This window comes from Nonomuraea sp. NPDC049480 (assembly GCF_044465905.1).
GTDB lineage: Bacteria > Actinomycetota > Actinomycetes > Streptosporangiales > Streptosporangiaceae > Nonomuraea.
The window spans coordinates 20,713-34,532 of sequence record NZ_JBITMD010000027.1; the positions used below are offsets into that span (position 1 = coordinate 20,713).

Annotated in this window: 8 protein-coding genes; 7 read left to right on the plus strand and 1 reads right to left on the minus strand. The window is 70.2% G+C overall.

Translation table 11 applies throughout. The features are described 5' to 3' along the window. Positions 1–47: 47 nt before the first annotated feature. The 3 genes from ACIBX3_RS48420 (at position 48) to ACIBX3_RS48430 (ending at position 2,939) form a co-directional block, all read left to right on the plus strand. Entirely contained in the window at positions 48–842 is a 795-nt protein-coding gene (locus ACIBX3_RS48420; protein WP_397127482.1) for an NAD-dependent epimerase/dehydratase family protein, read from the plus strand. A gap of 202 nt (positions 843–1,044) precedes the next feature. Continuing rightward, positions 1,045–2,007 carry a LacI family DNA-binding transcriptional regulator gene (locus ACIBX3_RS48425; protein ID WP_397127483.1) on the plus strand — a complete coding sequence of 321 codons (963 nt, stop codon included), beginning with the start codon at positions 1,045–1,047 and terminating at the stop codon, positions 2,005–2,007. Beyond that, the gene (locus tag ACIBX3_RS48430) at positions 2,004–2,939 is read left to right on the plus strand and encodes an aldose epimerase family protein (protein ID WP_397127484.1); all 936 of its coding nucleotides are present in this window, start codon (positions 2,004–2,006) and stop codon (positions 2,937–2,939) included. The genes ACIBX3_RS48425 and ACIBX3_RS48430 overlap by 4 nt, the downstream gene beginning before the upstream one ends. Here the strand turns inward: ACIBX3_RS48430 and ACIBX3_RS48435 are convergent. After that, positions 2,929–5,376, minus strand: a complete 2,448-nt coding sequence (locus ACIBX3_RS48435) for a SpoIIE family protein phosphatase (RefSeq protein WP_397127485.1) — start codon at positions 5,374–5,376, stop codon at positions 2,929–2,931. The genes ACIBX3_RS48430 and ACIBX3_RS48435 overlap by 11 nt on opposite strands. A 272-nt stretch (positions 5,377–5,648) precedes the next feature. On the opposite strand from ACIBX3_RS48435, the gene ACIBX3_RS48440 reads away from it, so the two are divergent. The 4 genes from ACIBX3_RS48440 (at position 5,649) to ACIBX3_RS48455 (ending at position 13,792) form a co-directional block, all read left to right on the plus strand. Further along, on the plus strand, positions 5,649–9,677 hold the full coding sequence (locus ACIBX3_RS48440; RefSeq protein WP_397127486.1) for a HAMP domain-containing protein: 4,029 nt from the start codon (positions 5,649–5,651) through the stop codon (positions 9,675–9,677). After that, complete coding sequence (locus tag ACIBX3_RS48445; protein ID WP_397127487.1) at positions 9,674–10,300, plus strand: two-component system response regulator; 627 nt, start codon at positions 9,674–9,676, stop codon at positions 10,298–10,300. Before ACIBX3_RS48440 ends, ACIBX3_RS48445 begins: the two co-directional genes overlap by 4 nt. Before the next feature lie 111 nt (positions 10,301–10,411). Continuing rightward, complete coding sequence (locus ACIBX3_RS48450) at positions 10,412–12,922, plus strand: DNA translocase FtsK (RefSeq protein ID WP_397127488.1); 2,511 nt, start codon at positions 10,412–10,414, stop codon at positions 12,920–12,922. 60 nt (positions 12,923–12,982) lie between these two features. Next, positions 12,983–13,792, plus strand: a complete 810-nt coding sequence (locus tag ACIBX3_RS48455) for a helix-turn-helix domain-containing protein (protein WP_397127489.1) — start codon at positions 12,983–12,985, stop codon at positions 13,790–13,792. Positions 13,793–13,820: the final 28 nt, after the last annotated feature.

A 13,820-nucleotide genomic window follows, 5' to 3' on the forward strand; every position in this document is an offset into this window, starting at 1 on the left:
TATTCAAGGATGTGAATTTCTGTCAGGATCGTGTACACCATGGACCCATGCGCATTCTCATGACCGGTGCCGCGGGAAAAGTCGGCACGCTGCTCCGCCCGAGGCTCGCCCGCGAGGGCCGTACGCTGCGGCTTTCCGACCTCCACGCGGGCGAGACCGGCCCGGGTGAGGAGTGGGTGGCGGCCGACCTGGCCGACCCGGCCGCCATGGCCGAGGCGATGAAGGGCGTGGACGCGGTGCTCCACCTGGGCGGCCAGAGCCGGGAGCGGCCCTGGGCCGACATCGTGCACGCCAACATCAACGGCATGCAGGTGCTGCTGGAGGCGGCCCGCGAGGAAGGCGTCCAGCACCTCGTCCTCATGGGCAGCCACCACGCGGCCGGCTTCCACACCAGGCCGGCGGACGGCTCCGATCTGCCGGACTACGCCTTCCCGCGGCCCGACACCTTCTACGGCGTGAGCAAGGTCGTCATGGAGGCCCTGGGCAGCCTTTACCACGATCGGTTCGGCATGAACATCACCGTGGTGCGGCTCGGGACCTGCAACGAGGGCTCGTTCGACACGCGCGGGCTGGCCACCTGGATGTCACCCGACGACCTGGCCGGGCTGATCGAGGCCGCGCTGGTCGCGCCCGGGTACCACGTGGTGTGGGGAGTGTCGGACAACACGCGGCGGTGGTGGTCGCTGGAGGAGGCCAAGTCCATCGGGTACGTCTCCCGCGACGACTCCGAGTCCCAGGCGGCGGCGCTGATCGCCGAGCACGGCGAGCCCGATCTGACGGACCCGGTGCACGACCGCGCCGGCGGGGTCTTCACCCTCAAGGAACTGGGCGGCTCCTGGTAACGCGCCCACCGGCCCTTCGGCTCCTCTGTCCCGCTTGTGACGCCCGGCCGGCGGGGCCTGAACGCGTCAGGCCCCCGGCGGCGCCTGACGTGGGTAGACGCGGGTCAGCGCCGGACCGGAGCAACCGGTTGCAGGAACCTTGACGACGGGACGGGTGAACGTCAAGGTTTAGTCTGGCAACCGTTTGCAAGGGAGGACGGCGATGGCGGCGACGATCAAGGACGTGGCGCGCGCCTGCGGCGTGCACGTGTCCACAGTGTCCCGCACCTTCTCCGCGCCGCACCTGGTCAATCCTGCCACCAGGAGCCGCGTGCTCGCCGCGGCGGACGACCTCGGCTACCGCCCCAACCGGGCGGCCAGGGCCCTGACCACGGGCCGCACGTTCAACATGGGCCTGATCGTGGCCGACATCTCCAACCCGTTCTTCCCCCCGCTCATCAAAGCCGCCCAGGCGCAGGCCAGGGGCCGCGACTACCACGTGTTCGTGGCCGACACCGACGAGGACCCGCGGGTCGAGGAGGAGCTGATCAGGACGTTCACCAAACAGGTGGACGGCGTCCTGCTGTGCAGCCCCCGCCTGTCGAACCGGATGATCGAGCGCCTGGCGGAGGACGTGCCGTTCGTGGTGGTCAACCGCCGGATCAAAGGCATGCCCTCCGTCCTGATGAACGTCGCCCAGGGTGCCAAGCTCGCCCTGGAGCACCTGTCCGATCTCGGCCACCGCAGGATCGCGCTCGTGTCCGGCCCCATCGGCTCGTGGACCAGCAACGAGATGCAGGGCGTCGCCGCCGAGGCGCCGGGGCTCGACCTCGTCTTCTTCGGCCCCAACCAGCCGACCGAGGCGGGCGGCCTGTCGGTGGCCGCCGACGTCGCGGCGTGCGGGGCGACCGCCGTGCTGGCCTACAACGACCTCGTCGCGCTCGGCCTCATCGAGGGGCTGGCTGCGATGGAGATCGGGGTACCAGACCAGATAAGTGTCGTCGGGTTCGACGACATCCTGCCCGGCCGGCTCAACCGGCCCAAGCTGACCACGGTGGCCATGCCCGCCGTGGCCGCCGGCAGGATGGCCGTCGACCTGCTGCTGCAGTCGGGGGGCGAGGGCGCGACAGTGACCCTCGACACCGCCCTCATAGTCCGCGAGTCCACGGGAAGGGCCCAAAAATGATCTTCGGAACGCTGCCGTCGGGGGAGCAGGTCGAGCAGGTGGAGCTGTCTTCGGGACGGCTGCGCGCCGAGGTGCTCACCCTCGGCGCCATCGTGCGCTCGCTGGAGGTGTCGGGCCGCAACGTCGTGCTCGGACTTGACACGCTGGAGGACTACCTGACCCGCAGCCGCTACTTCGGCGCGGTCGTCGGCAGGTACGGCAACCGCATCGCGAACGGCCGCTTCACCCTCGACGGCGCCGAATACCGGCTCCCGGTCAACAACGGCCCCAACAGCCTGCACGGCGGCACCGAGGGCTTCGACGGCAAGGTCTGGACGATCGAGGCGCGCACCGGCGACTCGGTGACGCTCGGCCTCACGAGCCCCGACGGCGACCAGGGCTACCCGGGCACGCTGACCGCCACGGTCACGTACACGCTCCGCGACGACGCCCTGCGCATCGACTACACCGCCGAGACCGACGCGCCCACCGTCGTCAACCTGACCAACCACTCCTACTTCAATCTGACCGGCGGCGGCGACGTGCTGGACCACGTCGTGCGGATCGAGGCCGAGCACTACCTTCCGGTGGACGCCGACAAGATCCCGACGGGGGAGCTGGCGCCGGTCAAGGGCACGCCGTTCGACTTCACCGAGCCGCATGCCGTGGGGGAGCGGTACGACGGCGCCTACGACCACTGCTTCGTCCTCGACGGCGGCATGCGGGTGACGGCCGGCGGCCTCATCATGGACGTCACCACCACCGAGCCGGGCGTGCAGTTCTACTCGGGAAGCATGCTGGACGGGGTCGCGACGCCGTACGGGCCCTTCGCCGGGTTGTGCCTGGAGACGCAGCACTTCCCCGACTCGCCCAACCAGCCGCACTTCCCGTCCACCGTGCTGCGGCCGGGCGAGCGCCGCACCTCCACGACCACGTACACGTTCATGTCCTGATCTGGCGCACGGCGCCGGCGGCCCTGATCACCAGCAGGGCCATGTCGTCCTGCGACGGCTCGGCCGCGAACGTCTCGACCGCACGCCGCACGCGTTCGGCCACCGCGTGGGCGCTGAGCCCCGTGCAGCCGGCCAGCAGCCCGGCCAGTCCGTCGCCGTCGTCGAGCAGGCGGTCGCCGTCGCGCCGCTCGGTCACGCCGTCGGTGACGCACAGCAGCACTTCCTCCGGCGCCAGCTCGAACGTCTCGACGTAGAACCGGGCGTCGGCCTCGATGCCCAGCAGGAGTTGCGGCGTCGCCACCGTCTCGACCGTGCCGTCCGCCCGCAGCAGCAGAGGCGGCGGATGGCCGGCCGAGGCGATTGTGCACAGCGCGCCGCCCTGCTGGAGCGGGGTCAGCTCGCCGCACAGCAGGCTGAGGAACCTGCCCTCGTCCCCCTCCTCCAGCAGCGCCTGGTTGAGCCGGTCGAGGATGTCGGCCACCGTGTAGTGCTCCTTGGCGAGCAGGCGTACGGCGTGCCTGGCCAGCCCCGTGACCGCGGCCGCCTCGGGGCCGCTGCCGCACACGTCGCCCAGTGCGAAACACCAGTGGTCGGCCACCGTGAAGAGGTCGTAGAAGTCGCCGCCCACGTCCGCGCCCTCCTCGGCCGGCTCGTAGACGACCGCCGACTCCAGGCCCGGCATCGGGGCCACGCGCATCGGCAGCAGGCTGCGCTGCAGCACCCGGGACGTGGTGGCCTGGCGGGCGTACAGCATGGCCGTGTGCAGGTTGAGCGCCACCAGCCGGCACAGGTCCGCCAGCAGGTCGGCCACCTCCAGCGGCAGGGTCGGCTCGGTCCGGCCGATCACCAGGGCGCCGTGCGACCTGCCCTGCGTGAGCAGGGGGAACGACAGCACGGTCTCCGGGCCCACCGGCCACGACACCTCGTTGAGCGCGGTGCGCGGGATGGCGGGCAGCGACTTGCGCAGGTCCGCGTTGTGGCGCTCCTCGCTGTGCCACACGTGGGCGAGCCTGGTCATCCCCGCCAGGTCGGTCAGGTAGACGGCCGCCCAGGTCGCGATCTTGGGTACGACGAGCTGCGCCGTCAGCGCCGCGATCAGCTCCTCGTCATGCACGCCGGCCAGCAGCTCGCCCGCCTCCGCCAGGAACGACAGCCGCCCCCGGTGCGCCCGGTCCTGCTCGGCCAGCCGCTCCCGCTGCACGGGCACGGCCACCTGGTCGGCGATGTGCTGCAGGCTGACCGTCAGCTCCTGGTCGAAGCGCCCCGGCTGCGCGGCCGTCACCACGATGTAGCCCGTCACCTCGCCGGACACCAGCAGCGGCGCGCACGCCAGCGACCTGGCCCGCAGCTGCTCGGCCAGCTCGACGTCCTCCGCCAGCAGGTCCTCGAGCATCGTCGGCGTCTTGCGGTCGGCGCCGAACACGCCCGTGGCCAGCACCCCCACCAGCCCCGCCGTGCCGCCGGCGCCCGCCGCCACGCCGAACCTGTTGCCGTCGTCGGCCGCGAGCAGCACGTACGCGGCGTCGCCGCCGCTGGACACCTGGACGATCTGCGCGATCGTGTCGAGCAGCTCCGAGAACGGCATGTCCTGGTCGAGCAGGTCCTTGATGCGCCGGCCCGCCTCCCTGCGCATCGGCACGGGCGGCGGCGTCAGGACATAGCGGTGGTCGCCGGCCACCACCATCCAGATCGCGGACCGCTGCCCCCTGGCACGCAGGTGGGAGACGTAGACGGGCACCAGCCTGCCGTCGTGGTGCCGCATGCGCGCCTCACCCCGCCATCGGCCCAGGCCGAGCGTGTCGGCGAGGGTCAGCGCGTACGGGCCGTGGCCGCGCCAGGCGACCAGGTCCATCAGCTTCACGCCGACGACCTGCTCGGCCCGCCAGCCGAGCAGCTTCTCCGCCTCGGCGTTCCACGACCGCACGACTCCGTCGCGGTCACAGATGATCACACCGATGTGGAGCGACTCGACAGGCGCCAGGACCGGTGCCGGCAGCAGCCCGGGCGGCGCCGCCTCCTGGTGGTCGCAGCCGTCGCTGAGCTCCATGCGCACCCAGACGCGCTTGGCGGTCCTCGTGTACGTGACGCCCCACGCGTCGGCCAGCATGCCCGCCAGCGCCAGGCCACGCCCCGAGGTGCGCGCCGTGTCGTCCGGCGGGCTCTCGGCCGCCGAGATGGTCCTCGTGGGGTGGTGGTCGTCGACCTCGATCTCCAGCTTCGCCGGGGTGGCCTCGACGTCCAGGCGGCACGTCAGCTCGATGCCGGTGCCCGCGTGCACCACGGCGTTGGTGACGAGTTCGCTGGTCAGCAACACGGCGTCCTCCGCCAGATGGCTCAGCCGCCATTCGCCGAGCACCTGCCTGACGAACCTGCGGGCGTGCGCCGGAGCATGGGGGGTCCCGTCGAAGGCGGTGCTCGACACTCTGATCGTGTCCACTGTGCGTCCCAGAACATGACTCGATGTGGCAGTTCGGTCACTCTCAGAGTGGCAGACTGATGCCGTTGATACCTCCCGGTCGACAACTCTCTCCTACAGGAGGGGCTTGAGGTGCGTCTCTTCGACATCACCGCCCGATCCGGCCGCGCATGCGGCGTCCGCCGCCGGCCGGCCGGCGGACACGCCTACACCATCCAGGAGGAAACCATGCTGACCGTAGGCCGTTCCCTCCGGAGCCTGGAGGTCAGAGCGTTAACGGCGGTGATCCGGTGATGAAGACCGCCACGGTCGCGCAGCTGGACTCTCCAAACGTTCATGGATCGCTCCAATCGTCGGACCTGCGCCCGCTGCTCACGGCGCTGCAGGGGCTTCGTGACGGCAACTTCCGCCAGCGCCTCGACGTGCCGGACGATCCGGTGCTCGCCGAGCTGACGACGGTGTTCAACCAGGTCGTCGAGCGCAACGAGCACCTGACCGCCGAGCTGACCAGGGTCCGCGGCGAGGTGGCCAGGCGGGGACGGCTCGACGAGCGGCTGAGCCCCAGCCCGGGCACCGGGAGCTGGACGGTCAACGTGACCGCGGTCAACGCCCTGATCGACGCGCTGGTCATCCCCGCGGCCAACGCCACGCGGGTGCTCAACGCGGTCGCGGACGGCGACCTGTCGCAGCGCGTGGACCTGCAGGAGGACAACCGGCCGCTGCGCGGCGGGCTGCGGTTGATGGGCAAGGCCGTCAACCGCATGGTCGACCAGCTCGCGCTCTTCTCCGGCGAGGTGACCAGGGTGGCGCGGGAGGTCGGCACCGAGGGCAGGCTCGGCGGGCGGGCCAAGGTGCAGGGCATGTCGGGGAGCTGGCGCGACGTGACCGAGGCGGTCAACGCCATGGCGGCGCGGCTGACCGCCCAGGTGCGCGACATCGCGGTGGTCACCACGGCTGTGGCCAGGGGTGACCTGACCAGGCAGGTGACCGTCGAGGCCACCGGAGAGCTGCTGGAGCTCAAGCTGACCGTCAACACCATGGTCGACCAGCTGTCGGCATTCGCCAGCGAGGTGACGCGGGTGGCCCGCGAGGTCGGCACGGAGGGGCAGCTCGGTGGGCGGGCCGAAGTGAAGGGGGTGCTCGGCACCTGGAAGGACCTCACCGACAACGTCAACTTCATGGCCTCCAACCTGACCACCCAGGTGCGCTCGATCGCCCAGGTGACGACCGCGGTGGCCAACGGCGACCTGTCGAAGAAGATCATCGTCGATGCCCGGGGCGAGATCCTCCAGCTCAAGGACACGATCAACACGATGGTGGGTCAGCTGTCGGCCTTCGCCGACGAGGTGACGCGGGTGGCGCGCGAGGTGGGCACGGAGGGGCGGCTCGGCGGGCAGGCCCAGGTGCAGGGCGTGCGCGGCGTGTGGAAGGACCTCACCGACAACGTCAACTTCATGGCGTCCAACCTGACCGAGCAGGTCCGCGACATCGCCCAGGTCGCCACCGCCGTCGCCCAGGGCGACCTCAGCCGCAAGATCAGCGTGGACGTCAAAGGTGAGATGCTCCAGCTCAAGGACACCGTCAACACGATGGTGGGTCAGCTGTCGGCCTTCGCCGACGAGGTGACGCGGGTGGCGCGCGAGGTGGGCACGGAGGGGCGGCTCGGCGGGCAGGCTCAGGTGCGGGGCGTGTCCGGGGTGTGGGAAGACCTCACCGACAACGTCAACTTCATGGCGTCCAATCTCACCAGCCAGGTCCGCAGCATCGCCATGGTCACCACCGCCATCGCCAACGGCGACCTCTCCAAGAAGATCACCGTGGACGCCCGGGGCGAGATCCTCCAGCTCAAGGACACCATCAACGCCACGGTCGACAAGCTGTCGGCCTTCGCCGACGAGGTGACGCGGGTGGCGCGCGAGGTGGGCACGGAGGGGCGGCTCGGCGGGCAGGCCCAGGTGCGGGGCGTGTCCGGCGTGTGGAAGGACCTCACCGACAACGTCAACTTCATGGCGTCCAACCTCACCAGCCAGGTCCGGAACATCGCCCAGGTCGCGACGGCCGTCGCCAACGGCGACCTGTACAAGAAGATCGACGTGGACGCCCGGGGGGAGATCCTCGAGTTGAAGACCACGATCAACACCATGGTCGACACGCTGTCGTCGTTCTCCTCCGAGGTCACCCGCGTGGCCCGTGAGGTCGGCTCCGAGGGCAGGCTCGGCGGGCAGGCCGAGGTCGAGGGCGTCTACGGCACCTGGGAGCGCCTCACCAAGAACGTCAACGAGCTGGCCGGCAACCTCACCACCCAGGTACGCGCCATCGCCGAGGTGGCCAGCGCCGTCGCCCAGGGCGACCTGAGCCGCTCGATCAGCGTCGAGGCCAAGGGCGAGGTCGCCGAGCTGAAGAACAACGTCAACCTCATGGTCGCCAACCTGCGCGAGACCACCCGCGCCAAGGACTGGCTGGAGAGCAACCTGGCCCGTATCGCGGGGCTCATGCAGGGCCACCGCGACCTCGTCGAGGTGGCCGACCTCATCCTGCGCGAGCTGACGCCGCTGGTCAGCGCCCAGTACGGCGCGTTCTTCCTGGCCGACTCCGACTCGCTCGACGGCTCGCTGGCCCTCATCGCCGGCTACGGCGCCGCCCACGACGTCCTGCCCGGCCCCGGCAGCCCCGGGTCCGGGCTGATCAGGCAGGCGGCGCTGGAACGCAAGAGGATCCTGCTGGACGACGTGCCGCGCGGCTACATCAAAGTGCGCTCCGGGCTCGGCGAGGCCGCCCCGGCCAGCCTGGTGGTGCTGCCGATCGTGTTCGAGGACAAGGTGCTCGGCGTGATCGAGCTGGCCTCGTTCAGCCGGTTCAGCGACGTGCACCTGGCCTTCTTCGACCAGTTCGTGGTGACCATCGGCGTGGCGATCAACACGATCATCGCCAACGCCCGCACCGAGTCGCTGCTGTCGGAGTCGCAGCGACTGGCCCAGCAGCTCCAGGGCCGTTCCGACGAGCTGCAGCGCCAGCAGGCCGAGCTCCGCAGGTCCAACGCGGCGCTGGAGGAGAAGGCCCACCTGCTGGCCACCTCCTCCCGCTACAAGTCGGAGTTCCTGGCCAACATGTCCCACGAGCTGCGCACCCCGCTCAACAGCCTGCTCATCCTGGCCAGGCTGCTGGCCGACAACCCCGAGGGCAACCTGTCGGCGGAGGAGGTCGAGTTCGCCACCACGATCCACAACGCCGGCAGCGACCTGCTCCAGCTCATCAACGACATCCTCGACCTGTCCAAGATCGAGGCGGGGCGGATGGACGTACGCCCCGAGCGGCTGCCGCTGAGCAAGCTGCTCGACTACGTGGACGCCACGTTCCGGCCGCTCACCGTCGACCGGGGGCTGACGTTCGAGATCGAGGTACGCCCGGGCACGCCGCGCGAGCTCTACAACGACGAGCGGCGGCTCCAGCAGATCCTGCGCAACCTGCTGTCGAACGCGATCAAGTTCACCGCCGCCGGCGAGGTGCGCCTGGAGGTGTCGGTCGAGCCCGGCGACTCCGAGGTGATCGCGTTCGCCGTCAGCGACACCGGCATCGGCATCGCCGCCGACAAGCTGCCGGCCATCTTCGGCGCGTTCCAGCAGGCCGACGGCACCACGAGCCGCAAGTACGGCGGCACGGGTCTGGGCCTGTCGATCAGCAGCGAGATCGCCCGCCTGCTCGGCGGCGAGATCCACGCCGCCAGCACCCCGGGCAAGGGCAGCACGTTCACGCTGTACGTGCCCGCGAGGTGCCCGGTCCAGGCCGCTCCCGGCGAGCCCGAGCGGCAGTCGCAACCCTTGCCGCCGGGCGTCGAGGCCCGTACCGTCGCCCCGCCGCAGGAGGAGTGGCCGGGCGTGGAGAGCGACGAGCTGTGGCAGTCCGCCACCAAGCTGGGCCGGCTCAAGGACGGCCCGCTGGGCAAGGTGTTCGCGGGGCGGCGGGTGCTGATCGTGGACGACGACATCCGCAACGTCTACGCGCTGACCCACGTGCTCGGCCGCCTCGGCATGGAGATCGTCTACGCCGAGAACGGCCGCGAGGGCATCGAGGCGCTGGAGCGCGACGAGAACATCGACCTCGTGCTCATGGACGTGATGATGCCGGAGATGGACGGGTACGAAACGATCGCCGTCGTACGCCTGATGCCGCGGTTCGCGGACTTGCCGATCATCGCGCTCACCGCGAAGGCGATGCCCGGCGACCGGGAGAAGACGATCTCCTGCGGCGCCTCCGACTACGTGCCCAAGCCGGTGGACCTCGACCACCTGCTGGACGTGATGCGGCGGTGGATCGAGCAATGAACCGCCAGGTCAAGATCCTGCTCGTCGACGACAACGAGGACAGCCTGGTCGCGCTTGAGGCCATCCTCCGGCCGCTCCAGCAGCGCCTGTTCAAGGCCAGATCGGGCCAGGAGGCCATGAAGCTGATGCTGCGGCACGACTTCGCGGTCGTGCTGCTCGACGTACTCATGCCCGGCATGGACGGCTTCGAGACGGCGACCCACATCAAGCGGCTCGACCAGACCCGCGACGTGCCCATCATCTTCCTGACCGGCACCGAGCCCAGCTCCCGCGCGGCCTTCCGCGGCTATGCGGTCGGCGCGGTCGACTACCTCACCAAGCCCTTCGACCCGTGGGTGCTGAGGTCCAAGGTCGCGGTCTTCATCGAGCTGTTCCGCAAGACCGCGGTGCTGGTCGAGCAGACCGCGCTGCTCACCCAGCTCGTCCAGGACCACGAGGCGCTGTCGGACTTCGCGCTGCGGCTCGGCGCGGTCGAGTCCGGGCTCGGCGGCCTGGCCGACGCCGCCTCCGGCGACGAGGGGCTGCGGGACACGGTCAAGGGCCTGGCCGACCAGGTCGCTGCCATGCAGGCCGCCTTCGACGCGGTCTCGTCCGCGGCCATGGAGAGCCGGGGCAAGGGGTGAGGCCGGCGCGCACCGGCGGGCAGCGGGACGTCGAGTGAACCTCCGCTCAAGTGAGGGGTGTTCGGCGAGCCTACGCGCATTCTACGGTGTCTCCGACGTACCTTTGGCATCATGGCCACCCGTACGCCGAAAAGCGCACCGAAGGGGCCGGCGAAGCGGTCGACCTCGTCTCGCTCGACCCCCGTGAAGCGGACAGGAACGTCGGCGGGGCGGTCCAGGGCGAAGGGCACCGCCTCTGGCCGCAAGCCCTCGACGACCCACCAGGATCCGATCAGCTGGGTCTTCACGATGGTCGGCAAGCTGATCGTCGGGCTGTGGATGCTGTTCGCCAACGGGGTCGGCAGCATGGCCCGCGCCTTGGGCAAGAACGCCCGCGAGCTGGATCCCGCGCACCGGCGCGACGGCGTCGGCCTGACGGTGCTGGCGGGCGCGATCGTGCTGGCGTCCATGACGTGGCGCAACGCCGACGGGGCGGTCTCCGGCGTGGTCAACACGGCCGTGCACAGCGTGTTCGGGTCGCTGGCCTGGGCGCTGCCGCTGCTGCTGGGCCTGCTGGCCTGGCGTTACCTGCGCCACCCCGACCAGAACGCCGACACCGGCCGCATGGTGATCGGCTGGGCCGCGCTGCTGGTCGGCGTGCTCGGCGTGATCCACGTGGCCAACGACACGCCGTACCCGGCCGGCGAGGGCCAGGGCATGGACAAGGTGTCGGCGGCCGGGGGCATGATCGGGTTCATCGTGTCGGCGCCGCCGATGAGCATCCTGCCGCCGTGGATCACGATCCCGCTGCTGCTGCTCCTGTCCGGGTTCGGCGTGCTGGTGATCACCGCGACCCCGGTGCACCGGATCCCCGAGCGGCTGGGCGAGCTCAAGCACATGCTGTTCGAGCGGCACTCCGAGCCGGGGCCGCGCGGGCCGGGCAAGAAGCGGGTCAGGGCCAAGAAGCCTGAGACCGGCGAGGGCGGCGACACGGTCAAGCCCTATGACACGCCGGTCCTGGCGGAGAAGGACGACAAGCGCGCCGACCACTCTCCGGAGATCGTGCCCGGGCTGACCGACGAAGAGGTGCCTCCCGCGGTCGATCTCGAGCGCAAGCCCGAGCCGCCGCAGCCGACGCCCGCGCCGCGCAAGGTCGAGCAGCTGGTGCTGTCGCCGCAGGCGGGTCCTTACAGCCTGCCGGACCTGCAGTTCCTCAAGCCGGGCTCCCCTCCCAAGCCGCAGACCAAGGCCAACACCACCGTGGTCAACGCGCTGACCAGCGTGCTGGAGCAGTTCACCATCGACGCGCAGGTGATCGGGTTCACCCGCGGGCCGACCGTGACGCGCTACGAGATCGAGCTCGGCCCGGCCGTGAAGGTCGAGAAGGTCACGGCGCTCACCAAGAACATCGCGTACGCCGTCAAGTCCGCCGATGTCCGGATTTTGTCCCCCATCCCGGGTAAGTCGGCTATCGGGGTCGAGATCCCGAACGCCGACAAGGACCTGGTGGCGCTCGGCGACGTGCTGCGCTCCCAGGTGGCGCAGGCCGACCACCACCCGATGATCGTCGGCCTGGGCAAGGACGTCGAGGGCCGCACCATCGTCGCGAACCTCGCCAAGATGCCCCACCTGCTCATCGCGGGCGCCACCGGCGCCGGCAAGTCGGTCTGCGTCAACGGGCTGATCACCAGCATCCTCATGCGGGCCACGCCGGACGAGGTGCGCATGGTGCTGGTGGACCCCAAGCGGGTCGAGCTCAGCGTGTACGAGGGCATCCCCCATCTCATCACCCCGATCATCACCAACCCGAAGAAGGCCGCCGAGGCCCTCGAATGGGTCGTGGGCGAGATGGACCGGCGCTACGACGACCTGGCGGCGTCGGGGTTCCGGCACGTGGACGAGTTCAACAAGGCCGTGCGGGCGGGCAAGCTCGTGCCGCCGCCCGGCAGCGAGCGGGTCTACCAGCCGTACCCGTACCTGCTGGTGATCGTGGACGAGCTGGCCGACCTCATGATGGTGGCGCCGCGCGACGTCGAGGACTCGATCGTGCGGATCACCCAGCTGGCCCGCGCGGCCGGCATCCACCTGGTGATCGCCACCCAGCGGCCGTCCGTGGACGTGGTCACCGGCCTGATCAAGGCGAACGTGCCGTCCAGGCTGGCGTTCGCCGTGTCGTCGCTCACCGACTCGCGGGTCATCCTCGACCAGCCGGGCGCCGACAAGCTGGTCGGCCAGGGTGACGCCCTGTTCCTGCCGATGGGGGCGAGCAAGCCCATCCGCATCCAGAACGCGTTCGTCTCGGAGAAGGAGATCGCCGAGATCGTCGCGTACTGCAAGGAGCAGATGCAGGCCGAATACCGCGAGGACGTCGCGGCGGCGCCGGTCAAGCGGGAGATCGACGAGGACATCGGCGACGACCTCGACCTGCTGATCCAGGCCGCCGAGCTGATCGTGACCACCCAGTTCGGCTCGACCTCGATGCTGCAGCGCAAGCTGCGGGTCGGCTTCGCCAAGGCCGGGCGGCTCATGGACCTTCTGGAGAGCCGCAACGTGGTCGGCCCCAGCGAGGGATCCAAGGCCCGCGAGGTGCTCGTGAAGCCCGACGACCTCGCGGGTTTGCTGGCCGACCTGCGTGGCGAATGACCCCAATGCATGCCTGCGCGGCGGTAACTGGTTGAATATGAACCACTACGCAACGTCGTGGTGGAGAGTCCAGGCGCCATCGGGGAGGCGTTCGCCGTGCAGGAGCAGAGCATCGGAGCCATGCTGGCCGGAGCAAGGCAGTCGGCCGGGTTGACAGTCGCGCAGGTCAGCGCGGCTACCAGGATCCGCGAGACGATCATCCATGGCATGGAGCAGGACGACTACGGCCAGTGTGGCGGCCAGTTCTACGCCAGAGGACATATCAAGGCCGTGGCCAAGGCCGTGGGACTCGATCCCGAGGCCACCGTGCACCAGTTCGACCAGGAGCACGGCGGGGCGCCGCGGCCGGTGCGGGCCGCGGCCGTGTTCCAGGCCGACAAGAAGATCAACGTACCGGAGCGGCGGGGGCCGAACTGGACGATGGCGCTCGGGGTGGCGCTGGCGATCGTCGTGGTCTTCGGCATGATGCGGGTGCTGGGAGGCGCCGGCGATCACGTGCAGACGGCCGGCGTGCGGCAGGCCTCGGCCCGGCCGAGCGTCCCGCCCAACACGCCCATCACCGAGACGCCCGGGGCGGCGCCGTCGCGGAGCGCGTCCAAGGAGATGGTGACGGTGCGGATCAGGGCCAAGCGGTCGTCGTACGTGCATGTGCATGACGGCGACGGGCGCCGGCTGTTCTCGGGGACGCTGCAAGCGGGCAAGACGTCGACGTGGCGTGTCCCGGGGAAGGTCAACCTGCTGCTCAGCGACGCCGGTGCGGTGTCCGTGCAGGTCAACGGCAAGAGGGTGAGGGGTCTCGGAGGTCGCGGAGAAGTGGTGCGGCGCTCTTTCGAGGCGCCGAAACCTCCGGCGCGGCAGCGGTCGCGGTAGCGGAAGGCATCATGCGCGCGGGGTCCGT